This is a genomic window from Microbacterium sp. MYb72, from assembly GCF_002979415.1.
In the GTDB taxonomy this organism is placed as follows: Bacteria; Actinomycetota; Actinomycetes; order Actinomycetales; family Microbacteriaceae; genus Microbacterium; species Microbacterium natoriense.
The window spans coordinates 16,493-39,597 of record NZ_PCOT01000012.1 but is presented as its reverse complement, the minus strand read 5'-3'; the positions used below and the strand labels follow the sequence as shown (position 1 = coordinate 39,597).

Annotated in this window: 23 protein-coding genes and 1 riboswitch; of the genes, 13 read left to right on the top strand and 10 right to left on the bottom strand. The window is 71.2% G+C overall.

Annotated elements, in window-relative coordinates; translation table 11 throughout:
- The first annotated feature begins 9 nt into the window (after positions 1-9).
- Positions 10-2,211 (top strand): ABC transporter ATP-binding protein, encoded by a 2,202-nt coding sequence (locus tag CQ047_RS08615; RefSeq protein ID WP_105674372.1) that lies wholly within the window; start codon positions 10-12, stop codon positions 2,209-2,211.
- A gap of 151 nt (positions 2,212-2,362) precedes the next feature.
- Here CQ047_RS08615 and CQ047_RS08610 read toward each other — a convergent pair whose 3' ends face one another.
- Positions 2,363-3,913, bottom strand: a complete 1,551-nt coding sequence (locus CQ047_RS08610; RefSeq protein ID WP_105674241.1) for a D-alanyl-D-alanine carboxypeptidase — start codon at positions 3,911-3,913, stop codon at positions 2,363-2,365.
- 82 nt (positions 3,914-3,995) lie between these two features.
- Positions 3,996-4,107: riboswitch (TPP riboswitch) on the top strand.
- On the opposite strand from CQ047_RS08610, the gene CQ047_RS08605 reads away from it, so the two are divergent.
- The 3 genes from CQ047_RS08605 (at position 4,098) to CQ047_RS08595 (ending at position 7,002) form a co-directional block, all read left to right on the top strand.
- On the top strand, positions 4,098-4,745 hold the full coding sequence (locus tag CQ047_RS08605) for an ECF transporter S component (protein WP_105674239.1): 648 nt from the start codon (positions 4,098-4,100) through the stop codon (positions 4,743-4,745). Its footprint overlaps the riboswitch before it by 10 nt.
- Positions 4,742-6,202, top strand: a complete 1,461-nt coding sequence (locus CQ047_RS08600; protein ID WP_258132553.1) for an ABC transporter ATP-binding protein — start codon at positions 4,742-4,744, stop codon at positions 6,200-6,202. The genes CQ047_RS08605 and CQ047_RS08600 overlap by 4 nt, the downstream gene beginning before the upstream one ends.
- The gene (locus tag CQ047_RS08595) at positions 6,199-7,002 is read left to right on the top strand and encodes an energy-coupling factor transporter transmembrane protein EcfT (RefSeq protein ID WP_105674237.1); all 804 of its coding nucleotides are present in this window, start codon (positions 6,199-6,201) and stop codon (positions 7,000-7,002) included. Before CQ047_RS08600 ends, CQ047_RS08595 begins: the two co-directional genes overlap by 4 nt.
- 1 nt (position 7,003) lies before the next feature.
- Here CQ047_RS08595 and CQ047_RS08590 read toward each other — a convergent pair whose 3' ends face one another.
- Positions 7,004-7,729: an aminoglycoside 3'-phosphotransferase gene (locus CQ047_RS08590; RefSeq protein WP_105674236.1), complete on the bottom strand. Its 726-nt coding sequence runs from the start codon at positions 7,727-7,729 to the stop codon at positions 7,004-7,006.
- Entirely contained in the window at positions 7,726-8,097 is a 372-nt protein-coding gene (locus CQ047_RS08585; RefSeq protein WP_105674234.1) for a DUF488 domain-containing protein, read from the bottom strand. The genes CQ047_RS08590 and CQ047_RS08585 overlap by 4 nt, the downstream gene beginning before the upstream one ends.
- Before the next feature lie 130 nt (positions 8,098-8,227).
- Between CQ047_RS08585 and CQ047_RS08580 the strand changes: the two genes are divergently transcribed.
- Together CQ047_RS08580 and CQ047_RS08575 are read left to right on the top strand one after the other, a co-directional pair.
- Positions 8,228-8,989 (top strand): SDR family NAD(P)-dependent oxidoreductase, encoded by a 762-nt coding sequence (locus tag CQ047_RS08580; protein WP_105674232.1) that lies wholly within the window; start codon positions 8,228-8,230, stop codon positions 8,987-8,989.
- Positions 8,990-9,085: 96 nt separating this feature from the next.
- Positions 9,086-9,916: an NAD(P)-dependent oxidoreductase gene (locus CQ047_RS08575; protein ID WP_105674231.1), complete on the top strand. Its 831-nt coding sequence runs from the start codon at positions 9,086-9,088 to the stop codon at positions 9,914-9,916.
- A 34-nt stretch (positions 9,917-9,950) separates the two neighbouring features.
- Here the strand turns inward: CQ047_RS08575 and CQ047_RS08570 are convergent, their stop codons facing one another.
- Genes CQ047_RS08570 through CQ047_RS08560 form a run of 3 tightly spaced genes read right to left on the bottom strand, consistent with a single transcriptional unit; the run spans position 9,951 to position 11,969 of the window.
- Positions 9,951-10,700 (bottom strand): sulfite exporter TauE/SafE family protein, encoded by a 750-nt coding sequence (locus CQ047_RS08570; RefSeq protein ID WP_105674229.1) that lies wholly within the window; start codon positions 10,698-10,700, stop codon positions 9,951-9,953.
- On the bottom strand, positions 10,697-11,398 hold the full coding sequence (locus CQ047_RS08565; protein WP_105674227.1) for an ankyrin repeat domain-containing protein: 702 nt from the start codon (positions 11,396-11,398) through the stop codon (positions 10,697-10,699). The genes CQ047_RS08570 and CQ047_RS08565 overlap by 4 nt, the downstream gene beginning before the upstream one ends.
- A 31-nt stretch (positions 11,399-11,429) precedes the next feature.
- Positions 11,430-11,969, bottom strand: a complete 540-nt coding sequence (locus CQ047_RS08560) for a ribosomal protein L7/L12 (protein WP_258132552.1) — start codon at positions 11,967-11,969, stop codon at positions 11,430-11,432.
- Positions 11,970-12,040: 71 nt separating this feature from the next.
- Here CQ047_RS08560 and rlmN point away from each other — a divergent pair, with 71 nt between their 5' ends.
- The gene (gene rlmN, locus CQ047_RS08555; RefSeq protein WP_105674225.1) at positions 12,041-13,321 is read left to right on the top strand and encodes a 23S rRNA (adenine(2503)-C(2))-methyltransferase RlmN; all 1,281 of its coding nucleotides are present in this window, start codon (positions 12,041-12,043) and stop codon (positions 13,319-13,321) included.
- 240 nt (positions 13,322-13,561) lie between these two features.
- Here the strand turns inward: rlmN and CQ047_RS08550 are convergent, their stop codons facing one another.
- Positions 13,562-14,197 carry an NAD(P)H-dependent oxidoreductase gene (locus CQ047_RS08550; protein ID WP_105674223.1) on the bottom strand — a complete coding sequence of 212 codons (636 nt, stop codon included), beginning with the start codon at positions 14,195-14,197 and terminating at the stop codon, positions 13,562-13,564.
- A gap of 55 nt (positions 14,198-14,252) precedes the next feature.
- Between CQ047_RS08550 and CQ047_RS08545 the strand changes: the two genes are divergently transcribed.
- Positions 14,253-14,831 (top strand): TetR/AcrR family transcriptional regulator, encoded by a 579-nt coding sequence (locus CQ047_RS08545; protein WP_258132550.1) that lies wholly within the window; start codon positions 14,253-14,255, stop codon positions 14,829-14,831.
- Positions 14,832-15,050: 219 nt separating this feature from the next.
- On the opposite strand, the gene CQ047_RS08540 is transcribed toward CQ047_RS08545, so the two are convergent.
- Positions 15,051-15,962: a LysR family transcriptional regulator gene (locus CQ047_RS08540; protein WP_223585757.1), complete on the bottom strand. Its 912-nt coding sequence runs from the start codon at positions 15,960-15,962 to the stop codon at positions 15,051-15,053.
- A 55-nt stretch (positions 15,963-16,017) separates the two neighbouring features.
- Between CQ047_RS08540 and CQ047_RS08535 the strand changes: the two genes are divergently transcribed.
- Genes CQ047_RS08535 through CQ047_RS08525 form a run of 3 tightly spaced genes read left to right on the top strand, consistent with a single transcriptional unit; the run spans position 16,018 to position 18,699 of the window.
- Positions 16,018-16,788: a 3-hydroxybutyrate dehydrogenase gene (locus CQ047_RS08535; RefSeq protein WP_105674219.1), complete on the top strand. Its 771-nt coding sequence runs from the start codon at positions 16,018-16,020 to the stop codon at positions 16,786-16,788.
- Complete coding sequence (locus CQ047_RS08530; RefSeq protein WP_181155884.1) at positions 16,785-17,621, top strand: alpha/beta fold hydrolase; 837 nt, start codon at positions 16,785-16,787, stop codon at positions 17,619-17,621. The genes CQ047_RS08535 and CQ047_RS08530 overlap by 4 nt, the downstream gene beginning before the upstream one ends.
- Positions 17,622-17,649: 28 nt before the next feature.
- Positions 17,650-18,699 (top strand): alpha/beta fold hydrolase, encoded by a 1,050-nt coding sequence (locus CQ047_RS08525; RefSeq protein ID WP_105674215.1) that lies wholly within the window; start codon positions 17,650-17,652, stop codon positions 18,697-18,699.
- A 199-nt stretch (positions 18,700-18,898) separates the two neighbouring features.
- Here the strand turns inward: CQ047_RS08525 and CQ047_RS08520 are convergent, their stop codons facing one another.
- Positions 18,899-19,381 (bottom strand): histidine phosphatase family protein, encoded by a 483-nt coding sequence (locus tag CQ047_RS08520; protein ID WP_146114304.1) that lies wholly within the window; start codon positions 19,379-19,381, stop codon positions 18,899-18,901.
- A 104-nt stretch (positions 19,382-19,485) separates the two neighbouring features.
- Here CQ047_RS08520 and CQ047_RS08515 point away from each other — a divergent pair, with 104 nt between their 5' ends.
- The gene (locus CQ047_RS08515; RefSeq protein ID WP_105674211.1) at positions 19,486-21,222 is read left to right on the top strand and encodes a DUF4407 domain-containing protein; all 1,737 of its coding nucleotides are present in this window, start codon (positions 19,486-19,488) and stop codon (positions 21,220-21,222) included.
- A 45-nt stretch (positions 21,223-21,267) separates the two neighbouring features.
- Here the strand turns inward: CQ047_RS08515 and CQ047_RS08510 are convergent, their stop codons facing one another.
- A complete protein-coding gene (locus CQ047_RS08510) occupies positions 21,268-21,555 on the bottom strand; it encodes a hypothetical protein (protein WP_146114303.1) in 288 nt (95 codons plus the stop codon).
- Positions 21,556-21,574: 19 nt separating this feature from the next.
- Between CQ047_RS08510 and CQ047_RS08505 the strand changes: the two genes are divergently transcribed.
- On the top strand, positions 21,575-23,053 hold the full coding sequence (locus CQ047_RS08505) for a PLP-dependent aminotransferase family protein (RefSeq protein ID WP_181155883.1): 1,479 nt from the start codon (positions 21,575-21,577) through the stop codon (positions 23,051-23,053).
- Positions 23,054-23,105 lie beyond the last annotated feature (52 nt).

The following is a 23,105-nucleotide window of genomic DNA, read 5'->3' as shown; positions in this document are numbered from 1 at the left end:
CGGGAGCGCATGGCGGCGGCCAAGGCCGCCGCGACCGTCGAGCCCGAGCTCACCGAGGAGGAGAAGTACGAGGCCGAGCTCGCCGAGCAGGCCCGTCAGAACTCGGGGGACTGGGACAGCGTCGCGCCGGGCAAGGCCGACAACTTCGGCCCGAGCTTCAAGCGGATGATCGGGCTCCTCAAGCCCTCCGCCGTCTGGTTCGTGTTCGTGTCGATCCTCGGCGCCATCGGCGTCTTCCTCTCCGTCGCGGCCCCGAAGGTCCTCGCCGAGGCGACCAACCTCGTCTACGCGGGCTTCTTCTCCAACGAACTGGGACGCAAGACCGACACGTTCCCCGGGTTCCCCGCAGGGACCCCGAAGAGCGAGGTCGTGGAGCAGCTGCGCCAGTTCGGCCAGGACGACTTCGCCAACCAGGTCGCCGCGATGCGCGACTTCAAGGTCGGCGACGGCATCGACTTCGAGGCCATGCGCTGGATCATCCTCGCGGTGCTGGCGATCTACGTGCTCGCCGCGCTCCTCAGCTGGATCCAGGGCTACGTCATCAACGTCATCATGGTGCGCACCATGTGGCGCCTGCGCGAAGACGTCGAGGCGAAGATCAACCGTCTGCCCCTGTCGTACTTCGACAAGGTGCAGCGAGGTGAACTGATCTCGCGGGTCACGAACGACATCGACAACATCACGCAGACCATGCAGCAGTCGCTGTCCGGCGCCCTCACCTCCGTGCTCACGGTGGTCGGCGTACTGATCATGATGTTCTCGATCTCGTGGCAGCTCGCGCTCGTCGCCCTGATCGCGCTCCCGCTGATGGGCGTCATCTTCGGCGTCATCGGTCCGCGTTCGCAGAAGGCCTTCGGCCAGCAGTGGCGCAAGGTCGGACGCCTGAACGCCCGTGTCGAGGAGGCCTTCTCCGGCCACGCGCTGGTCAAGGTCTTCGGACGCGAGCAGGACGCTCTCGACAAGTTCCAGGTCGAGAACGAGGAGCTGTTCCAGTCGGCGTTCAAGGCGCAGTTCCTCTCGGGCATCATCATGCCCGCGATGACCTTCGTCGGCAGCCTCAGCTACGCCGCCCTCGCGGTGCTGGGTGGCCTCATGGTCGCCAACGGCCAGCTGCGCCTCGGCGACGTGCAGGCGTTCATCCAGTACTCGCAGCAGTTCTCCCAGCCGCTGGCAGAGCTCGGCGGCATGGCAGCGGTCGTGCAGTCGGGAACCGCCTCCGCGGAGCGCGTCTTCCAGCTGCTCGACGAAGACGAGCAGGAGCCGGATGCCGACGACGCCCCCACGGTCGTCGACGGCAAGGGCGTCATCGAGTTCGAGAACGTCGCGTTCTCCTACTCGGAGGACCGTCCGCTCATCACCGACCTGTCGTTCCAGGTCGAGCCAGGGCAGACCGTCGCGATCGTCGGCCCGACCGGCGCGGGAAAGACCACGCTGGTCAACCTGATCATGCGGTTCTACGAGCTCAGCGGCGGACGCATCCTGCTCGACGGGCAGGACATCGCGGACATGGCACGCGACGACCTGCGCTCGCGCACCGGAATGGTGCTGCAGGATCCGTGGCTGTTCGCCGGGAGCATCCGCGAGAACATCCGCTACGGCCGCTCCACGGCGACCGACGACGAGGTGCTCGCCGCCGCGAAGGCGACGTACGTCGACCGGTTCGTGCACGCTCTCCCCGAGGGCTACGACACGGTCCTCGACGAAGACGCGTCGAACGTCTCGGCGGGCGAACGCCAGCTCATCACCATCGCCAGGGCGTTCGTCGCGCAGCCGTCGATCCTCATCCTCGATGAGGCGACATCGGCGGTCGACACCCGCACCGAGCTGCTGCTGCAGCACGCGATGGCGGCGCTCCGAGAAGGACGCACGTCCTTCGTCATCGCGCACCGCCTGTCGACCATCCGTGACGCCGACCTCATCCTCGTGATGGAGCACGGCGACATCGTGGAGAAGGGCACGCACGACGAGCTCATCGCCGCGCAGGGCGCCTACTGGCGTCTGTACCAGTCGCAGTTCGAGCAGGCCGCGGCCGACATCGACGCCGAAGCGGCGCTCACCGGAACGACCCCCGTGGTCGTCACCGGCGACGCCGAGGCCGAGGCGGATGCCGCGCGCGTCGGCGCCTCGGTCGGCGCGCAGAGCCCGGCAGCGGAGGTCGCCTCGGCGGAGTCGCTCATCGAGCGTTCGGACTCCGGCGACAACAGGGCCTGAGTTCACTGCGAAAGCCCCGCCCCGGTCACTCGGGGCGGGGCTTTCGCGTGCTCAGGGTTGTGTCCCGGGAGTGGTGCGTCTGGGGCTTTCGCGTGCTCTGGGGCCGTGCGCTCTGGGGCCGTGGGCCCTGGGTTTGTGTGCCTGGCTCCGACTAGCGCTTGTCGGAGGTCAGGCCGAAGAGTTCCAGGGGGTGGGTGAGACGCCACCAGGCGCTGGGCCCCTCGAGCTTCTTCTTCAGAGTGAGCGGCGTCGTCGCCGTGTCGAGGGGGCCGGCGACGGTCAACGTGCCGACCTCGGCGCCCGCCTTGCTCTTCTCGCCCAGATCGAACTCGGGCGTCGCCTCCGCCGCGGCGGCGTCCCACAGCACGACGTCGGCGTCGGCATCCGTCACGATCTCGGTGGACGCACCCCACAGGGTGTCCACCTCTCCGACGACGGTTCCCTTCGCCACCGCGGGGGCCTCGGCCTGCAGCGCGTCCTCGACCTGCGAGAACAGGGACCGCGTCGACGCGAGACGCATGTCGTCATCGGCCTGCGTGAGCACCGAGGCGTAGAGATGCACGGTCGTGCCGTCGACGACCACGTCCTTCGCGGTGAGCAGATTCCAGCTCTCGTGAAGGGTGCCGGTCTTGATACCGACCACACCGGAGTCCGACAGCATCCCGTTCGTGTTCTTCACGAGTCCGGCGCCCGGCAGCTCGACCGAGGGCGTACCGACGATCCCCGCGAACACGGGGTTCTGCATCGCCCGCTCCGCCACGGCGATCAGCGCCTCGGGGGTCGCCGTGTTGCGCTCGTCGAACCCGGAGGGCGAGAGGATCGTGATGCCCTGGATGCCGCGATCTCTGAGCCAGGTCGCCGCGGCGTCCGCGAAGGCCTTGTCCGAGCCCCAGATCTCCTTCGCGAGGCGGTCGATGTAGTTGTTCGCCGAGCCGAGCAGGATGCCCTGCAGCATCTGGAACTCCGTCAGGGAACCCCCGACGGGCACGTCGAGCGCCGACTGGTCGCTGCGCTTGTACGTGAGATACGACTGGCTGTCGGCCTTGGTGAAGGAGAAGGACGGACCCTGCTCGCCGACGGCGAGCGGCATCTGATCCAGCACCATGAGCACGCTGACCACCTTGGTGATGCTCGCGATGACGGCCGGATCCGGCGACGAGGCGACCGTTCCGATGCCCTGGATGCCGACCGCCGCGCTGCCCTGCGTCGGCCAGGTGATGGCCGCTGCCGGAGCGGCCGTCGCCTGGAAATCCGCCGTCTTCACGGTCGGCGCGACCTCGTGCAGCGGCCACAGCAGGGTCGTGCCCGCGTAGGAGGCGGCCAGTGCGGCGAGGATGCCGATCGGCACGAGCACGCCTGGACCCGCCGCGGCGGGGCGCAGCCGGGCGCCCGTCCAGAGCGCGGCCCCTGGTTCGCGCACCTGATCGCCGTCGAGCGTCGCCGTCGGGGAGTGGTCGGCGACGGATGCCGCATCCACCCAGGTGAGTGCGGTCGCCGCTCCGCCCTCGCTCGCCCACTGAGCGGCGGGGGCCTCTGCGTCCGCGACCAGCTGCTCCAGCTCGGAGTCGTGAGCCGCAGCATCCGGGATCGCGGGGACCCGGTCGAGCTCCGCGTCGATGGCCGACGTGTCCGCGTCTGCGGCGGCGTCGATCGGGGCATCGCCCAGGGGAGCGGTGGCCTCGGCGGAGTCAGGAGCGGTCACCTGCTTACGGTACCGAACTCTCCCGTGAGAACCGCGGTGCCGCAACAGGGGAGCGCGGAGTGTCGGCACTGGGTATGATCGAGAGCACAACCACGGGAGTCCGGCGAGCCGGGCTGAGAGGGAGCGAATCGCGCTTCGACCGTCGAACCTGATCCGGATCATGCCGGCGCAGGGAGGAGTTCAGATGAGTACGTCCACGCACCGGTCCAGCACCGAAGCGGCATCCACGGCCACGGGCCTGCGCAACGCCCAGCTCTGGCGGTGGCGCGTCGTCGACATCGTCGTGGCCAGCGTCGTCGCCGTCGCCTGCGCGGCGATCTTCCTGCTGTGGAACGTCGGATACGTGACCCCGAGCGGGGCCCTCGAGGCGCTGCTCCCCGGCGTCCAGGGACTGCTCGCCGGTCCGTGGCTGATCGCCGGCGTCCTCGGCGGGCTGATCGTCCGCAAGCCCGGCGCCGCGCTCTACACCGAGCTGGTCGCCGCGATCATCTCGGCGCTGATCGGCAACGCGTGGGGGCCGCTGACCATCGTCTCCGGACTCGTGCAGGGCATCGGCGCCGAGCTGATCTTCCTCGTGTTCCTGTACGGCGTCTGGCGTCTGCCCGTCGCGATGCTGGCCGGCGCCGGCGCGGGGCTCGCGTGCGGCATCAACGACCGCATCCTCTGGTACCCGGGGGTGGACACGCTCTTCACCGCCGTCTACATCTCCTCGACGACCATCTCCGGTGCGGTGATCGCCGGGCTCGGCGCCTGGCTGATCGCCCGCGGACTCGCCGCCACCGGCGCCCTGAGCCGGTTCGCGGCCGGCCGCGAGGTCACCGCACGAGTGTGACCGCCCGGGTGAACCCCGCCGCGCTCGATGCGCGCGGCTGGGGATGGCGCTACACCACCCGGCTGCGCTGGGCCGTGCGCGAGGTCGAACTGCGAATCGAGCCGGGGGAGCGGGTGCTTCTGCTCGGCGCCTCCGGCTCGGGCAAGTCCACGCTGCTGCAGGGCTTCGGCGGCGTGCTCGGCGGCGCCGACGAGGGGGAGACGCACGGAGCGCTCCTCGTCGACGGCGTTCCCGCGACGGAGAGCCGGGGCCGCGTGGGGATGGTGCTGCAGGACCCCGACACGCAGACCATGCTCGCCAGGGTCGGCGACGACATCGCCTTCGGATGCGAGAACCTCGGCGTGCCCCGCGAGGAGATCTGGCCGCGGGTGCGCGAGGCGATGGATGCCGTCGAGCTCGATGTGCCCCTCGACCGCTCGACAGCGGCGCTCTCGGGAGGGCAGAAGCAGCGGCTGGCGCTGGCGGGCGTGATCGCCATGCGCCCCGGAGCGATCCTGCTCGACGAGCCGACCGCCAACCTCGACCCCGAGGGGGTGCGGGATGTGCGGGATGCGGTCGCCGCCGCCCTCGACGCGACCGGGGCGACCCTCGTCGTGATCGAGCACCGCATCGACGTGTGGCTGCCCCTCGTCGACCGGGTCATCGTGCTCGGCGCGGAGCCCGAAGGCACCGTCGTCCTCGCAGACGGGACTCCCGACGAGGTGCTCGGCGCGCGCGGCGCCGAGCTCGCCGCATCCGGGGTCTGGGTGCCCGGTCATCCGCCGGCCGTTCCCCCTCCGCCGGCGCACGGACCGGGTGAGCTCCTGCTGCATGCGCACGCGCTGTCCGTGGCGCGCAGCCGCGGCATCCCGGTCGCCGGTCCCTTCGACCTCGACGTGCACGCCGGGGAGGCGATCGGCATCACCGGCCCCAACGGGGCGGGCAAGTCGACCTTCGGGCTCACGCTCGCGGGTCTCATCCCGGCGGAGAGCGGGCGGGTCGTCGCCTCGGCAGCGCTGTCGTCGGGGTCGGGAGACGACCCCTTCCGCTGGACGTCCCGCGCGCTGCTCACCCGCATCGCGACGGTGCTGCAGACCCCCGAGCACCAGCTCCTCGCGAAGACCGTTCGGGAGGAGCTCGCCGTGGGCCCCCGCGCTCTGCGGCTGGACGAGGCGGAGATCGCCCGACGTGCCGACGAGCTGCTGGAGCGTCTGCGGCTGACCGCGCTCGCCGAGGCGAACCCGTACACGCTGTCCGGAGGGGAGAAGCGTCGTCTCACGGTGGCCGCCGCTCTCGCCACTCGCCCGCAGATGATCGTGCTCGATGAGCCGACGTTCGGGCAGGACGCCACGACCTGGGCCGAGCTCGTCGCGATCATCGCGGGCCTGAGAGACGACGGCGCCGCGATCGTCGCGATCAGCCATGATGAGGCCGTGCTGCGCGCCCTGCACGCCCGCAGGCTCGAGGTGGGCGCATGATCGATCCTCTCACCGCCCGCATCGAGCGCCGCGGTCCCATCGCTCCGCGCTCGGCGCTCGCCAAGCTCGCCGCGGCGCTGCTCATCGCGGTTCCGCTCATCCTCTCGATCGACGTGGTGTCGGCATCCGTCGCCCTGGTCCTGGAGATCCCGCTGCTGCTGCTCGCGGGCCTCGGCGCACGCGAGTTCTGGACCCGCACCGCCGTGCTCTGGATCGCGGCGCCGCTGAGCGCGGTCACGATCGCCCTGTACGGAGCGCAGAGCGGCGAGGTGCACTTCGAGTGGCTGCTGATGAGGGTGAGCGACGGATCGCTCGCGCTCGCCGCCGCCACCGCGGTGCGCGTGCTGGCGATCGGCCTGCCCTCCGTGGTGCTCTTCGTCACGGTCGATCCCACCGACCTCGCCGACGATCTGGCGCAGCGGCTCCGGCTGCCCGCGCGCTTCGTCGTCGGAGCCCTCGCCGGAATGCGGATGCTCGGACTCCTCGCCGACGACTGGCGGGCTCTCGCGCTCGCCAGGAGGGCGCGGGGCGTCGCCGATCAGGGTCGTATCCGCCGCACCCTCGGCATGGCGTTCGCGCTGTTCGTGCTCGCGATCCGCCGCGGCTCCTCGCTCGCCACGGCGATGGAGGCCAGGGGATTCGGGGGAACCGGTCCGCGGTCGTGGGCGCGGGAATCAGTGTGGACCCGGCGCGACACCGCGCTCCTGCTCGCGTGCGCGGTGATCCCGCTCGTCGCGATCGCCGCCGCCGTCGCGACCGGCTCCTGGAACTTCGTCATCGGCGCGGGCGGGGCGTCGTGACTCAGGTCCTGTTCCACAGCCGCCGGTAGTAGGCGAGCCGTTCACGGTCGGGCTCCACGCCGTACGCCTCGATGAGGGTGTCGGTCCAGCCCGGGCCGGCGTTCCACTTCGTGCTCATCGCGGCGACGGCGATGTCCGCCCAACGGTCGGCGACTCCGATCGCGGCGAGGTCGACGTGCGCGACGGGGCGGCCCGCATCGTCCAGCAGCGTGTTGGGCATGCAGGCGTCGCCGTGGCACACCACGAGCCTGTCGACCGGAGGGTGCGTCCGCAGCTTCTCCGGCACGATCACGCCGCGCGCGGCGGCGCCGCTGATGCGACCTGCGACGCTCCACTCCCACGGGCACTCGTCGACGGGAAGGCTCTCATGCAGCATCCGGAGGCCCTCGCCGACCGCGCGCACGGCCCGTTCCGGATCGTCATGCCAGCGGGGATCCACGGCGCTGCGTGCATCGAGCGCCACCGTGACGAGCCACTCGTGCTCGGCATCCTGCCCCTGCTCGATCACCTCGGGGACGGTGATCCACCGGCGTGCCCAGCGCATCCGCTCGGCCTCGTCCCGCATGTTCGCCTCGGTGTCGTGCGGTCCCCACTTGATGTAGCGGTCGTCGTCGGTGCGGAAGGTCAGCCCGCCGATGCCGTTCACCCACACCGGTTCGAGACCGGCGCCGCCCGCGAGCTCGCGGACCCGTGCGGGTACGGGGAGATCGAGGGAGGGGATGCTCACGTTTCCATCCTGCCGTGCGCCCGCAGCGCCTCCTCCAGCACGACGGCGTGGTTGTGCACCGGGTCGTGCGCCGCGTACACGAGGGTGACGACCGGATGCGGGCGCAGAGCGGCGGCGAGCTCGCGCAGCGCCTCCGCAGACTCGTGCGCGAGCTGCGCGCGGTACCGGTCGGCGTAGACGTCCCACTCGTCGTCGGGGGCCGCGTGCCAGTCGCGGCGGAGGTCGGGGCTCGGCGCGGTGTCCTTCGCCCACAGATCGACGGCGGCGCGCTCCTTCGAGACGCCTCGGGGCCACAGTCGATCGACGAGCACGCGGAAGCCGTCGTCGGCCGAGGCGGTGTCGTAGGCTCGCTTGCGACGCAGTTCCATGCGTCCAGCACACACCACCCACGGTCGCTTCGGCAAGGACGCCGACGACGGATGCCGTGACACTACGAGTCACGTACACTGAGACCGCGTATCACCAGCGGTTGCAACGACGTTCGAAGGAGAACTCCAGATGCAGATCACCGGACAGGGCGCGCTCATCACGGGCGGAGCCTCGGGTCTCGGCCTCGCGACGGCACGGCGCCTCGCCGCGGCCGGCGCCCACGTCACCATCGTCGACCTCGCCTCCTCGAAGGGCGCGGAGCTGGCGGAGGAGCTCGGCGGGCTGTTCGTCGCGGCCGACGTCACGAGCGCCGATGAGGTGCAGGCCGCTGTCGCCGCCGCACAGGCCGCTGCGCCGCTGCGCATCGTCGTGAACTGCGCGGGCATCGCGCCGCCGGCCAAGGTGCTCGACCGCGAGGGCAACCCCGCCGTCCTCGCCGACTTCGAACGGGTCGTCCGCATCAACCTCGTCGGCACGTTCAACGTGCTGTCGCAGGCATCCGCGGTCATCGCGAAGAACGAGCCCACCGAGTCCGGAGACCGCGGCGTCATCATCAACACCGCGAGCGTCGCCGCGTTCGACGGCCAGATCGGCCAGCCCGCCTACTCGGCGTCGAAGGGCGGCGTCCACGCGATGACCATCCCGGTCGCCCGCGAGCTCGCCCGCTACGGCATCCGCGTCTGCACCATCGCCCCCGGGATCATGGAGACCCCCATGCTGATGGGCCTGCCGCAGGCCGCGCAGGACTCGCTCGGCCAGCAGGTGCCGTTCCCCTCGCGGCTGGGCCGCCCCGACGAGTACGCCGCCCTCGCGCAGCAGATCGTCGAGAACGGCTACCTCAACGGCGAGACGATCCGCCTCGACGGCGCGATCCGGATGGCGCCGAAGTAAACACCCCCAGAAGAGCTGTGCCGGTCGCGAAACCGGTCGACGTTCCTCCGGAACGTCGACCGGGTCTGCGACCGGAATCAGGAATCGAGGAGAGACATGAGCACACTGGCAGGAAAGACCATCCTGATGTCGGGCGGCAGCCGCGGCATCGGGCTCGCCATCGCGCTGAAGGCCGCGGCGGACGGCGCGAACATCGCGATGCTCGCGAAGACCGACACCCCGCACCCGAAGCTCGAGGGCACCGTGCACACGGCGGCGGAGCAGATCCGCGCCGCGGGCGGCCAGGCGCTGCCGATCGTCGGCGACGTGCGCGACGACGACGACATCACCGAGGCGGTGCTGAAGGCGCAGGGCGAGTTCGGCGGCATCGACATCGTCATCAACAACGCCAGCGTCATCGACCTGTCGCGCTCGCTCGACCTGAGCGCGAAGAAGTACGACCTCATGCAGGACGTCAACGTGCGCGGCACGTTCATGCTGTCCCGTGCGGCGGTGCCCGTCCTGAAGGACGCCGCGAACCCCCACATCCTCTCCCTCTCGCCGCCCCTGAACCCGACGCCCAAGTGGCTCGGCGCGCACACCGGCTACACGCTCGCGAAGTTCGGCATGACGATGGTCACGCTCGGACTGGCCGCGGAGTTCGCCCGCGACGGCATCGCCGCGAACACGCTGTGGCCGCGCACGACCATCGCCACCGCCGCGGTGCAGAACCTGCTCGGCGGCGACAAGGTCATGGCCGCCAGCCGCACGGCCGACATCTACGCGGATGCCGCGTACGCGGTGCTGCTCAAGCCCGCGGCCGAGTACACCGGACAGACGCTCGTGGTCGAAGACGTGCTGGAGGCGGAGGGCATCACCGACTTCTCGGGCTACGCCGCGGTTCCGGGCACCCCGGACGACCGTCTGTTCCCCGACATCTTCCTCTGAGCCTCGCGCTCGAGTGCGGGCGGGCGCGAGCGCGTTAGAACAGCAGGTACACGGAGCCGACGACCGTCAGCGCGATCACGAGGCGGTCGAACAGCGCCTGCGGAATGCGCCGCGCGATGCGGAGTCCGACCAGCGCGCCGACCACGACCAGCGGCGCGAGGATCAGATCCATCAGCAGCACGGATGGCGTGAAGAGTCCGAGACCCGCGAGGAACGGCACCTTCACGAGGTTCACGATCGCGAAGAACCACGCGGAGGTGCCGAGGAACACCTGCACCTGGGTGCGCGTGGCCAGGAAGTACATCGACATCACCGGGCCGCCCGCGTTCGCGACCATCGTCGTGAAGCCGCCGAGCGCGCCGTAGGTCGACGAGAGCAGGATGCCGCTGCGCGGGGCGGCGACGGCATCCCGGCGGTCCTCCCGCCAACGTCGCCACAGCGTGATCGCGATCATGAGCAGCAGGATCACTCCGACGGCCCTGCGCACGAGGCCGTCGCCGGCCAGCGCGAGGAACGCGAAGCCGACGAGGAGACCGGCGATCACCGCGGGGGCGAGGCGCAGCAGCGTCGGCCAGTGCGCGTGCCGGCGGTAGGCGATCAGCGCGAAGACGTCGCCGACGATGAAGAGCAGCAGCATCGCCGCCGTGGATGTGCGTGCGGGCAGCACTGCGGCGAACAGCACGACGGCCAGGGTGGAGCCGCCGGGGATCGCCGCCTTCGAGAGGCCGGTGATCACCGCGGCGAGACCGAGCGCGGCCCAGGCCCACGCGCTGAGGTCGGTCACCGGTCGATCTCGGCGACGATCGCGTCGTATCCGCGGGAGGCGGCGAGGTCGCGGGGGAGCACGCCGTCGCCGTCGCGGATCGAGACGTCGGCGCCGCCGTCGATGAGCGCCCGCACGACCTCGGCGTAGCGCGCAGAGCCGTCGCCGAGCACGATCGCCTCGTGCAGCGCCGTCCAGTTCAGGTCGTTGACGTGGTTCGGGTCGACCCCCGCGTCGAGCAGGATCTCGACGGTGCGGAGCAGCCCGCGCTCGGACGCGGGGATGAGCGCCGTGCCGCCGAAGCGGTTGGTGCTCCCCAGGTCGGCGCCGTTCTCCAGGGTCAGCTGCAGGATCTCGTCGTGTCCGCGGGCGCCGGCGTAAAGGTAGGCGGAGTCCTGGATGTCGTCTGCGGCGTTCACGTCGGCGCCGGCGTCGATGAGCGCACGGGCGGCCTCCACGTGGTTCTTCTTGGTCGCCGCGACGAGCGCGGTCATGCCGCCGTCGCCGCGGGCCTCGATCTCGGCTCCCGTATCGAGGGCGGCCTGCACGGCGTCGGCATCCCCCTCGGAGGCGGCGGCGAGGAGGTCGTGGGTGGCGGCGGTCATGGCGGATCCTTCGGCGTGCGTCGTGGACGGCGGAGCGGATGCCGTGCACGCCGTCGCGCCGAGCAGTGTCACCGCGACGATCGTGAACGCCTGCAGCATCCGTCCGGTTCTCATGCTTCTGGTATACCAAATGAAACTGAGGGTGTTACCGTCCGGGAGTCCACGCCTCGATCGCGTCCTTGGCCTCCTTGAGGCCGACCCCGGTGTGCTCGCGGAGAGCCTTGATCGCGGTGATCTTCGCGCCCTCGGCGACGAGCCTGTCGATGTCCGCCGCGACCGGCGCGGGCAGAGAGGCGCGGATCGACGACGGCGTGATCGAGGTGCGGGCCGCGTTCGCGTGCGAGACGGCGGCGGCGTGCGGCGCGGTGGTGCTGATCGACCAGTGGTCGATGCGGTCCTTCGCCTCTTTCAGGCCGACGCCGGTGCTCTGGCGGTAGAGCTTGATCGCCTGGATCTTCTGGTCGGACGCGACGAGCCGGTCGATGTCCGCCACGACCCGCGGAGTGAGGCCCGACGTCGGGCTCATCGACGAGGTCGCGGGGGCCGTGCGCGCCGTGGTCGGCGAGGGGCGGTACACCTGCGCCTCCGGCTCCTTCGGGCGCATGCCGCGCAGGGCGGCGGCGACGATGACGATGCCCACCACGACGACGGCCGCGACGACGATGACGACGATGATGGAGTCCACGGGCTCAGTCTATGCAGGCGAGTCTCGCGGCCCCAGGGCCTTCCCACCCGCCACCGCGTACCCTTGAGTCCATGACCGATACTCCCCGCACGCGCCAGACGCGACCGGCATCCGCGTCCCCGCAGGGAGGCATCCGAGAGACGAAGGCTCCGCAGGTGCGCCCCGCGACCGAGGGATGGACCCAGCAGAAGGATGCCGAGGGGCGTCCGCTGCTGCAGTTCGCGAGCCCCAAGCGCGGCAAGCCGCCTGTGCACCTCGCCGACCTCACGCCCGAGGAGCGCGTCGAGAAGGTCAAGGAGCTGGGGCTCCCCGGCTTCCGCGCGAAGCAGCTGGCGACCCACTACTTCCGCCACTACACCTCGGATGCCGAGCAGATGACCGACCTGCCCGCCGGCATCCGCGGCGACCTCGTCGCGGGCATGCTGCCGCCGCTGCTCACCGAGGTGCGCCGCCTGGAGACCGACCGCGGCGACACGATCAAGTTCCTGTGGCGCCTGCACGACGGCGCGCTCGTCGAGTCGGTGCTCATGCGCTACCCGGGCCGCATCACGCTGTGCGTGTCGAGCCAGGCCGGCTGCGGCATGAACTGCCCGTTCTGCGCCACCGGTCAGGCCGGACTCACGCGCAACATGTCGACCGCCGAGATCATCGAGCAGATCGTGCGCGCCAACCGTCTGATCGCCGAGGGCGGCCTCGGCGGCAAGAAGGCCGACGACCACTCGATGGAGCGCGTCTCGAACATCGTCTTCATGGGCATGGGGGAGCCGCTCGCGAACTACAAGCGGGTGATGGACGCCGTGCGCATCATGGTCGCGCCGCAGCCCGACGGCCTGGGCATGAGCGCTCGCGGCATCACGGTCTCGACGGTCGGCCTCGTCCCGGCGATCAAGAAGCTCGCCGACGAGGGCATCCCCGTGACGTTCGCGCTCTCGCTGCACGCGCCCGACGACCACCTGCGCGACGAGCTCATCCCGGTGAACTCCCGCTGGAAGGTCGACGAGGCGCTCGACGCCGCGTACGAGTACTACGCCAAGACCGGTCGTCGCGTCTCGATCGAGTACGCCCTGATCAAGGACATGAACGACCACGCGTGGCGTGCCGACCTGCTCGCAGACAAGCTCAACGAGCGCGGTCGCGGCTGGGTGCACGTCAACCCGATCCCGCTGAACCCGACGCCCGGTTCGATCTGGACGTCGTCCGAGCCGTCGGTGCAGAACGAGTTCGTGCGGCGACTCAACGACGCCGGCATCCCGACGACCCTCCGCGACACCCGCGGCAAGGAGATCGACGGCGCCTGCGGTCAGCTCGTCGCGACCACGGAGGACGAAGCCGCGTCGGCTGCGATGGCCTGAGCCGCGCGGCATCCTTCCCGGCTCGTCGACGTCGCAGGCAGTCGCCGAGTGCACGGGTCGTGTGCATCAGGATGCCGTGCGGTCGGCGAGTTCGCGTGAACTCGGCGCCGGCCTCGTCGTCTCGCCGGTGAGAGGTTCACAACTCCTCAAGAATGGGCCGGATCCTCGCGGATCCGGCCCATTCTGCGCTCGCACGGCGGAACTATGAGGAGTTGTGAACCTCTGAGCGTCGTGTCGACGTCAGGATGCCGTGCTCTCGGCCAGAGCGGGTGGCGTCATCGCCGGGATCGTGCCCTGGGCCCGCGCCGCAGTGCGGGCGCCGTCGCGGCGGCCGAGGGCTGAGGCTCGGTCGAGCCAGGCGGAGATGCGGGCGGGAGTCGCGTCCTTGACCCCGAGCATCCGGTGCGTCCGCACCGAGCGGATGCCGCAGAACCGCATCGTGCCGCGAGCGACGTGGGTCTGCGCGGGGAGCCCGGTGAACGGTGCGAGGTACCACGGGGTGTCCGCGAGGAGGAACAGTCGCCCGGACGAGGCGTCGAGCAGCCCCTCCGGCAGGCCGAGCCGCGTGTACCGGTACTCCTGTTGGGGCAGCAGCGCGCGGTCGAAGAAGCCCTTGAGGATCGCGGGGACGGACCCCCACCACAGCGGGGTGAACACCACGATCGTCTCCGCCTCGTGCAGCGCCTGCTTGGCGTCGACGAGATCGGGCTCGAGGGTCATGCGCTCCCGGTATCCGTAGCGCAGCGACGGGTCGAAGTCGAGGTCGCGCAGCGCGAGCACGCGGGCGTCTCCGTGGGCGGCGGCGTAGCGGCGGGCGAGTTCGGCCGTGAGGGATCGGGCGTCGGGGTGGCCGTCGATGACGAGTGCGGTGGACATCGCGTCTCCTATCTGGACAGTGTCAACTTGCTGGACAGTGTCAAGATACGAGAGGATGTTGCTCGTGTCAAGTTCTCGGTCGGGCTATCACCACGGCGATCTCGCTCATGCGCTGGAGAGCGCCGCGATGCAGCTGCTCGCCGAGAAGCCGGCGCAGGAGATCAGCCTCCGCGAGGTCGCCCGTGCCGCGGACGTGAGCCACAACGCGCCGTACCACCACTTCGCCGACCGGCGAGGGCTGCTGAAGGTGCTCGCCGAGCGCAGCATGGCCGAGCTCGTCGACTCCGTCCGCTCCGCCGTCGCCGGCGCTCCGGATCCGGTCGCCGCGCTGATCGCCGGGGGCTCCGCATACCTGCGCTTCGCCGTGGAGCATCCGCACGGCTTCGACGTCGTCTACGACCCGACCGTCTGCATCCCGGGGGAGCCCAGCGCGACCATGGGCCCGCTGATCGTCGAGCTCGAACAGCTCCTCGGCGCGGCATCCATCGCCGCCGGCCTCTCGGATGCCGAAGACGTCCTCGGCATCTGGGGTCTCGTGCACGGACTCGGCACCCTCTGCGCCGCTGGTCACTTCCCCCTGGACGCGGCGCTCGCCGCCTGCGCCGCCAGCATCCGTCGCATGCTCCCCGCCTGACCGGCCCCCGCGTTATCTCGCGTCTCGCGCGTCGACGTCGCGTGCGTCGCGTCTCGCGCGTCGACTTCGCGTGCACTCGCCGAACGCACGGGTTGTCGACGTGGAGTTCCCGTGCACTCGGCGGGATGCCGTGCACTCGGCGACGCGGGAACTCCGCGACGCGGCGACGCGGCGACTCGGCGACACGGCGGCACGCGGAGGAGGCGGGAGGCGCGGGGGTCAGGCCTCGCCGACCAGCACGCCCCTCACGTCGTCGAGGCGCTCGTGCAGGGCCTCCAGGAAGGCGGCGACGGAGCGCTGCTGCAGGGCGTCGGGCCGCGTGACGAGCCAGTAGGGCAGGCGCTGCTCGATCCGCTCCGGCAGCACGCGCACGAGATCGTCGTGCTGGTCGGCCAGGAAGACCGGCAGCAGCCCGAACCCTGCGCCGCCCCTGGTCGCATCGACGTGCACGTACACGTTGGTGCTGGCGACGGCATCCGTCATGCCGGGGACGACGCGGCGGGCGTCGTCGAGCGAATCGACGTGCAGCATCGACTCGATGAAGTACACGAGCGGCTGACCGACGAGGTCATCGGGGGAGGCGGGGGTCGGATGCCGGCGGAGGAAGTCCCTGCTCGCGTAGAGGCCGAGCGCGTAGTCGGCGAGGTGCACGGCCTTGGCTCTGTGCACCTGGGGTCGCCCGACCACGACCTCCAGGTCGGCGGCGCCGCGCTGCTGCGAGGCCTGACGGGTGCCCGTGACGATCTCCAGGGCGATGCCCGGATGCCGCTGCTGCAGCGCCGCCATCGCCGGGGCCGCGACGAAGCCGCTGAAGCCGTCGGTCGCCGAGAGGCGGATGAGGCCCTCGATGCGATCGCCGCCGCCGTCGTCGAGCCCGCCCAGCGCCTGCTCCACGGCCTCGGCCGCAGCGAGCGCGCGGGTGCCGAGCGGCGTGACCTCCCAGCTGCCGCCGTCGCGCGAGAGCACGCGGCCGCCCAGCTGCGCCTCGAGTGCGGCGATGCGGCGGGCGATCGTGGTGTGGTTGAGTCCGAGGCGCTGGCCGGCGGTGGTGAACCGCCCGCTGCGCGCGACGGCGAGGAGCACGAGGAGGTCGTCAGCGCTCAGCGGCGGTGCAGGGAAATGCGCCATCATCTGTGCAGTTTTGCACATTCGCTTGCCCATGACGCTGAACTACTCTGCACATGTGATGAAGAAGCTGGGGACCGCGCACGGCACCGATCTGGGCGGGAGGACCGCGCTCGTGACGGGGGCTGCGAGCGGGATCGGTGCCGCGTGCGCGACCGCCCTGGCGGCGGCGGGAGCCCGGGTGATCGTCGTCGACCGGGACGCCGAGGGCGCCGCAGCGGTCGCCGCGGAGATCGGGGGAGAGCCGCTCGCGCTCGACCTCGGCGACCTCGACGCACTTGCAGCGCGGTCGTTCGACGCCGACATCCTCGTCAACAACGCCGGCATCCAGACCGTCGCCCCGATCGTGGACTTCGATCCGTCGACGTTCCGCAGGATGCTCGACATCATGGTCACCGCGCCCTTCCTCCTCACCCGCGCTGTGCTCCCCGGCATGTACGAGCGCGGCTGGGGCCGCATCGTCAACATCAGCTCGGTGCACGGCATCCGCGCCTCCGCGTTCAAGTCGGCGTACGTCACGGCGAAGCATGCGCTGGAGGGACTGTCCAAGGTCACCGCCCTCGAGGGGGCGGAGCACGGGGTGACCAGCAACTGCATCAACCCCGGCTACGTGCGGACCCCGCTCGTCGAGACGCAGATCGCCGATCAGGCGAGGGCGCACGGCATCCCCGAGTCCGAGGTCATCGAGAAGGTGATGCTCGTCGAGTCCGCGATCAAGCGCCTGCTGGAGCCCGATGAGGTCGCCGACCTCGCGCTGTGGCTGTGCGGCGCGACGTCGACGTCGGTCACCGGTTCGTCGTACGTGATGGACGGCGGATGGAGCGCGCGATGAGCGGACTCGCGACCACGTCGTACGGGCGCACGACCGACGAGCGGGTGATGCTGGCCGTGCACGGCATCACCGCCAACGGCCGCTCCTGGGGAGCCGTCGCGGCGCACCTCGACGAGCACCCCCTCCTCGCTCCCGACCTGCGAGGGCGCGGACGCAGCAACCGACTGCCAGGGCCCTACGGCCTCCGCCGGCACGCCGACGACCTCGCCGACCTGCTCGATGACGACGGCGGCGAGCCGCGCATCGTCCTCGGGCATTCCATGGGGGCGTTCGTCGTCGTGATGCTCGCTGCGCAGCGCCCCGACCTCGTCGATCGGCTCGTGCTGGTCGACGGAGGGTTCCCGCTCGCGCTCCCGTCCGGTGCGGAGAGCGCCGACGACCTCGACATCGCCGCGCTCCTCGGTCCTGCCGCGCGACGGCTGGAGATGGACTTCGCCGATGCCGACGCCTACCTCGGGTTCTGGCGACAGCATCCGGCCTTCTCGCGCGACTGGTCGGACGTCGTGGAGGACTACGCGCGGTACGACCTCGACGGCACCCGTGCGTCGACCGTGGCCGCGGCCACGATCGAGGACGGCGCGGAGCTCTACGGACCCGCGTGGTACGTCGAGGCGCTCCGATCGCTGCGGATGCCGGTCACGGTGCTGCGGGCTCCGCGCGGTCTGACCGACGCCGAACCGCTGTACGCCCCCGGCGCTCTCGAGGGCTTCCGTGCGCTCGTGCCCCAGCTGGAGGTCGTCGAGATCGACGACGTGAACCACTACACGATCCTGTTCGCCGACCGCGGGGCCTCCCGCGTCGCGGCATCCGCCCTGGCCGGGCGACCGGCCTGAGCCGAAGATCACCGACGAAGGAGTCGACATGAGCACTGCATTCGAGGGCATCACGGCCCACCGCGTCGAGACCCCGCGCTACGTCGCGAACGTTCTCGAACGGCCGGGCGAGGGGCCGGCGGTCGTCTTCGTGCACGGCAACGTGTCGTCGGCCGCGTTCTACCAGCCGACCATGCTCGCCCTCCCCGCCGGGGTGCGCGCCCTGGCGATCGACCTGCGCGGGTTCGGCGACAGCGAGACCAAGCCGGTCGATGCGACCCGTGGGCTGCGGGACTTCTCCGACGACGTGCTCTCGGTGCTCGACGCCCTCGGGCTCGACGCCGTGCATCTCGTCGGCTGGAGCATGGGCGGCGGCGTCGTGATGCAGGCCGCGTTGGACGCCCCTGAGCGCGTGCTGTCGCTCACCCTGGAGGCTCCGGTGTCGCCCTACGGCTTCGGAGGCACGCACGGTCCTGACGGCATCCGCAACGACGCCGACGGCGCCGGCACCGGCGGCGGGGGCGCCAACCCCGACTTCGTGGCCCGGCTGGAGGCGGGCGATACGAGCGCAGACGAGCAGACCTCGCCGCGCACGGTCTACCGCACCGCGTACGTCGCGAAGCCCGAGCAGCAGGAGGCCCATGAAGACGCCTGGGTCGCCTCGATGCTCACCACGAGGACGGGCGTCGACAACTACCCCGGGGATGCCGCGGCATCCGAGAACTGGCCCGGCTTCGCCGCCGGCACCCGCGGCGTGCTCAACACGATGGCGCCGCAGCACTTCGACACGTCGGGCATCGTCGACCTCGCGGTGAAGCCGCCGATCCTGTGGATCCACGGCGACAAGGACGCGATCGTCTCGGACGCCTCGTTCTTCGACCTCAACCAGCTCGGCCTGCTCGGGGTGATCCCCGGCTGGCCCGGCGTCGACATCGCCCCGCCGCAGCCCATGATCACGCAGACCAGGGCCGTGCTCGACCGGTACGCGAGTGCGGGCGGCGTCTATCGCGAGGTGGCGCTGGCGGATGCCGGTCACGCCCCGCATCTCGACGAGCCCGAGGTCTTCGTCGCGGAGCTCGTGCGCCACATCGGCGCGTGACGGGCGCGGGCGTTCTTGCGCGTCGACTTCCCGTGATATCGACGAGTGCACGGCCTGTCGACGTGTGCACGGTCTGTCGACGAGTGCACGGTCTGTCGACGAGTGCACGGCCTGTCGGCGTGAACGTCTCGTGCGTTCGGCGGGATCCCGTGCACTCGCGGGACGTCGAGCGCGCGATGTCGGGGCTAGCGCGGCGAGGCTAGTCGCCGTCGCGAGGGGTGCGCAGGCGCAGCAGGCGACCTGAGCCCTCGACGAGCTCGGCCCACGTGTCGACGTCGACGGCGCACTCCGCGATGGCGCACGTCGGAAGCTCCGCCCAGTCGCCCGTGAGCTCCGCGACCGCGTCGCTCATGCCGGGGTTGTGCCCGACGAGCATCGCGACGCTGCTCTCCTCGGGCAGCGCGGACGCGATCGCGAGGATAGAGCGGACGGATGCCGCGTACAGCAGCGGCTCCTCGATGATGTCGAGTCCGAAGGCCGCGGCGTACTCGGCGGCGGTGCTCCGTGCGCGCACGGCGCTGCTCGACACGACGCGGTCGAGCAGGATGCCCTCGTCGACCAGCCGCCGCGCCATGACGGGCGCGTCGCGGCGACCGCGGGAGTTCAGCGGACGATCGTGGTCGGACAGACCGGGAACGCCCCAGTCGGACTTCGCGTGGCGGGCGAGCAGCAGCGTCTTCACGCATCCAGCCTGGCACCGTCGCGGCCCTGGCGCACTCCCAACCTGAGAGCGCCTCGCAGGTATCGTCCGGGCGATGCACAGGCGGAGTTTCCTACCCTCGAAGGATGGCTTACTCTGCGCATCGCCCCGGGCAGATGGACTCCCAGGGGCGGATCTCGTTCGAGTCCGACGCCCCAGGGGGCTCGGTCACCGACGAGGACCTCGACTTCCTCCGGGCGTTCGAGCCGTCCGGCGGCGGTGCGTCGAGCGACGCCGCAGACACGGCGACGAACCCGACGGCCGTCATCGACCCGGCAGACGCGGAGCCTGAGCGCGACCCGGCACCTGCGGCATCCGCTCCTCGGGAGAAGACGCCGAGGGCCCCGCGGCCGAAGCGGGAGAAGAAGCCGCGCGTGCGCGGATCGCGCATGCGCACGCTCGCGATCCTCGGCGGGGCCGAGGGGGAGATCCTCGACCGGGTCCCCGGTGAGACCCCCCGCTTCGTGCAGATGTTCTTCGTGCTCGCCGGCACCGCCCTGGTCTCGGCGATCTCGATGCTCTTCGCCCTGACCACGGGTGTGCAGGCGGCGATCTGGCTGGCCGTGCCGCTCGCGATCGTGTGGGCGCTCATCATCTTCAACCTCGACCGCTTCCTCACCTCGACCATGGCGTCGACGAAGAACGTCTGGCGGCTCATCGGTCTGGCGATCCCGCGAGTGATCATGGCGGCGATCATCGGCTTCGTCGTCGCCGAACCGCTCGTGCTCCAGATCTTCCACAACGACATCGCCCGCGAGGTCGCGTCGACCAACATCACCCAGGCGCAGTCCGATCAGGACGCGCTGGAGTCCGGGCCCGAGAAGAAGGCGCTCGACGCGGCATCCGACCGCCTCGCCGAGCTGCAGAACCAGGCCGCGACGGGCATCGTCGCCGGCACCGATTCCGCGTCGGCGAGCGAGGCCGCCGCGCAGGCGACCGTCGACGACCTCACCGCCAAGATGACGGCGCAGCAGGCCGTGATCGACCAGGCGCGCGTGCTGTACCAGTGCGAGCTCACAGGTGAGGGCGCCGGCACCGTGCCCGGCTGCACGGGCGTGAACGGGCAGGGCGCGAGCTCGGATGCCGCGAAGGCCCAGCTCGCCGAGGCCCAGCAGACCTACGACGCGCTCGCCGCGCAGCTGCGCACGGCGAACGACGACCTCGCGACCGCGGGCACGTCGGCCAAGGAGAACACCGCGTCCTCCGAGAAGCAGAACCGCGACGAGGCCGAGTCGCAGCTCCCCGCCGCGCAGAAGAGCTACGACGCCGCGCTCGCCGCGTACAACACGCGGGCGGATGCCGTGGCCCAGGGCAACGCGGGCGCCATCGGCCTGCTGAGCCAGATCAGCGGACTGAACCGGCTCAGCGAGAAGGAGCCGACGATCCTGTGGGCGCACTGGCTGATCGCGGCGCTGTTCTTCATGATCGAGCTGCTTCCGGTGCTGGTGAAGGTGCTCACGAGCTACGGCGACCCGACCCTGTACGAGAAGGCCGCGGCGATCCGCAAGCAGGTCGCGCTCGACAAGGTGACGGCGGAGGGCTTCCGCGACCGTGCGGACATCGTGGCCGTGCAGTCCGCGGAGATCGCGACGAGGGCGGATGCCGAGTCCGCTCAGCAGCCGCTGACGCGGGCGGAGCAGCGCCGGGCCGCGCAGGCCGAGTCCGAAGGCGCGCGTGCGGCCGAGGCGGCGGATGCGGATGCGGTGACCGCGCCGGTGGTGGCGCGCGAGGCTGCGACCGCGCCGGTGGGTGAGTCCGGTTCCGTGCCGGCGGGCGATCCGGAAGCCGATCCTGCCGCAGAGGCCGCAGCTCGCGTCGGGTGATCCGTTCCGGCGTCGGGTGATCGGTCTGGCGCGACAGCGCACCGCCTAGGCGACGAGCGACAGCTCCATCGGCGACGGCAGCAGGAGCTCGGCGACCGTGACGGAGCCGCGCGTGCGTGCGGCGGCGGAGATCGAGCGGATCAGGGCGACGGTGGACGGCACTCCCGACCAGGGTTCCGCGGTGAGGGCTCGCTCGATCAGCGAGAGCGGATGCTGCAGACCGGGGTCGTGCTGGCGGGAGTCGTCGGCGAGCCAATCGACGAGCTCGGCGATGGTCCAATCGGGGCTGATTGGCGCAAGATCCGAGGATGCGGTGGTCAATGGTGTGCTCATTGGTCCAGAATCGGGGCTCATGAGCATCGATGGCAGGGCCAATGATCGTCCGGTGGACCACCGATCGGCAGACGGACCCCTCGTGCACGCCGGCGACGTCTCCGCCGAGCGCCTGGCGGCGCGGCTGGGGCGCTGGACGCACGGCGAGGGCACTCTCGCCGCACGACTGTCGCAGGCCGTCGCCGCGCTGATCCACGGCGGCGAGCTGCGGCCGGGCGACCGCCTCCCCGCCGAGCGCGCTCTCGCCGCCACGACGTCCGTGTCGAGGGGCACGGTCGTGGCGGCCTACGCGGATCTCGCCGAGGGCGGTCTCGTCGAGCGCCGGCAGGGTAGCGGCACGCGGGTCGCGGGCGCCGCGGCATCCGCTGTCCCTCCGCACCGACCGGGGCGCGGTGAAGCGCTGTTCTCGGCGCTGCCCAACGCGATCGACCTGCTGCGCACGGTGCCGCAGATCCCGGAGCTCGCCGTGCAGCTCATCACCGAGCACACGCCGCGGCTCGAGCTCGCCCTGCTGCCGGAGACAGATCCGGCGGGGCTGGCCGTGCTGCGCGAGCAGATCGCCGACCTGTTCCGCGCGGAGGGGACGCCGACGACGCCGGAGCAGATCCTCGTCACGCACGGGGCGCAGCAGGCCATCAGCCTCGTCGTCAACGCGCTCGTCGGACCGGGCGACGTCGTGCTCGCAGAGGAGATCACCTGGCCGGGCGTCACCGACTCCGTCGGGCTGCGCGGCGGGACGGTGCACGGCATCCCGATGACCGCCGACGGTCTCGACGTCGACGCGCTCGAGGTGGCGATGGCTCGGTTGCGTCCCGCGCTCCTGGCCGTCAACCCGCACCATCAGAACCCCACGGGCACCCGGCTGCCGCAGGCCGCCAGACACCGCGTCGCCGAGCTCGCCGCCCAGTACGGCGTGCCCGTGATCGAGGATCGCGTGGTCGCCGGGATCTCCTTCGACGGCGTCGTGCCGCCCTCGCTGGCCGCCGAGCGTCCGGACGCCCCGGTGATCGTCGTGGAGTCGGTGTCGAAGTGGGCGTGGGCGGGTCTGCGCATCGGATGGCTGCGGGCCGACCCCGTGCTCGTGCGGCGGCTGCGGGGCGCCAGGCAGCTCGCCGATCAGTCGACGAGCGTGCCGGCGCAACTGCTCGCGATGGACCTGCTCGCCCATGCCGACGAGCTGAAGCGGCAGAACAGCAGGATCCACCAGGAGCGCCTCCGGCTGCTGCAGGACCTCATGGCGACCCACCTGCCCGACTGGTCGGCCGCTCCGCCCAGGGGAGGCCTCTCGCTGTGGGCGCGGCTGCCGGTCGGCTCGGCGGCGGCGCTCGCGAGGGTCGCGGCCACGCACGGCGTCTCGGTCGCCGGAAGCGCGGAGTTCGCGGCATCCGTCTCCCCTGACGATCACATCCGCATCCCCTTCACGGCGCCGGAGGAGGTGCTCGCCGAGGGTATCGCGCGGCTCGGGGCGGCGTGGCGGGAGTACCGCGCGACGCTGTGAGTCGCGCACGGCGGGGAGCATCGTCGCGCCCCGCCCTCGTGTCCCCGGTGGC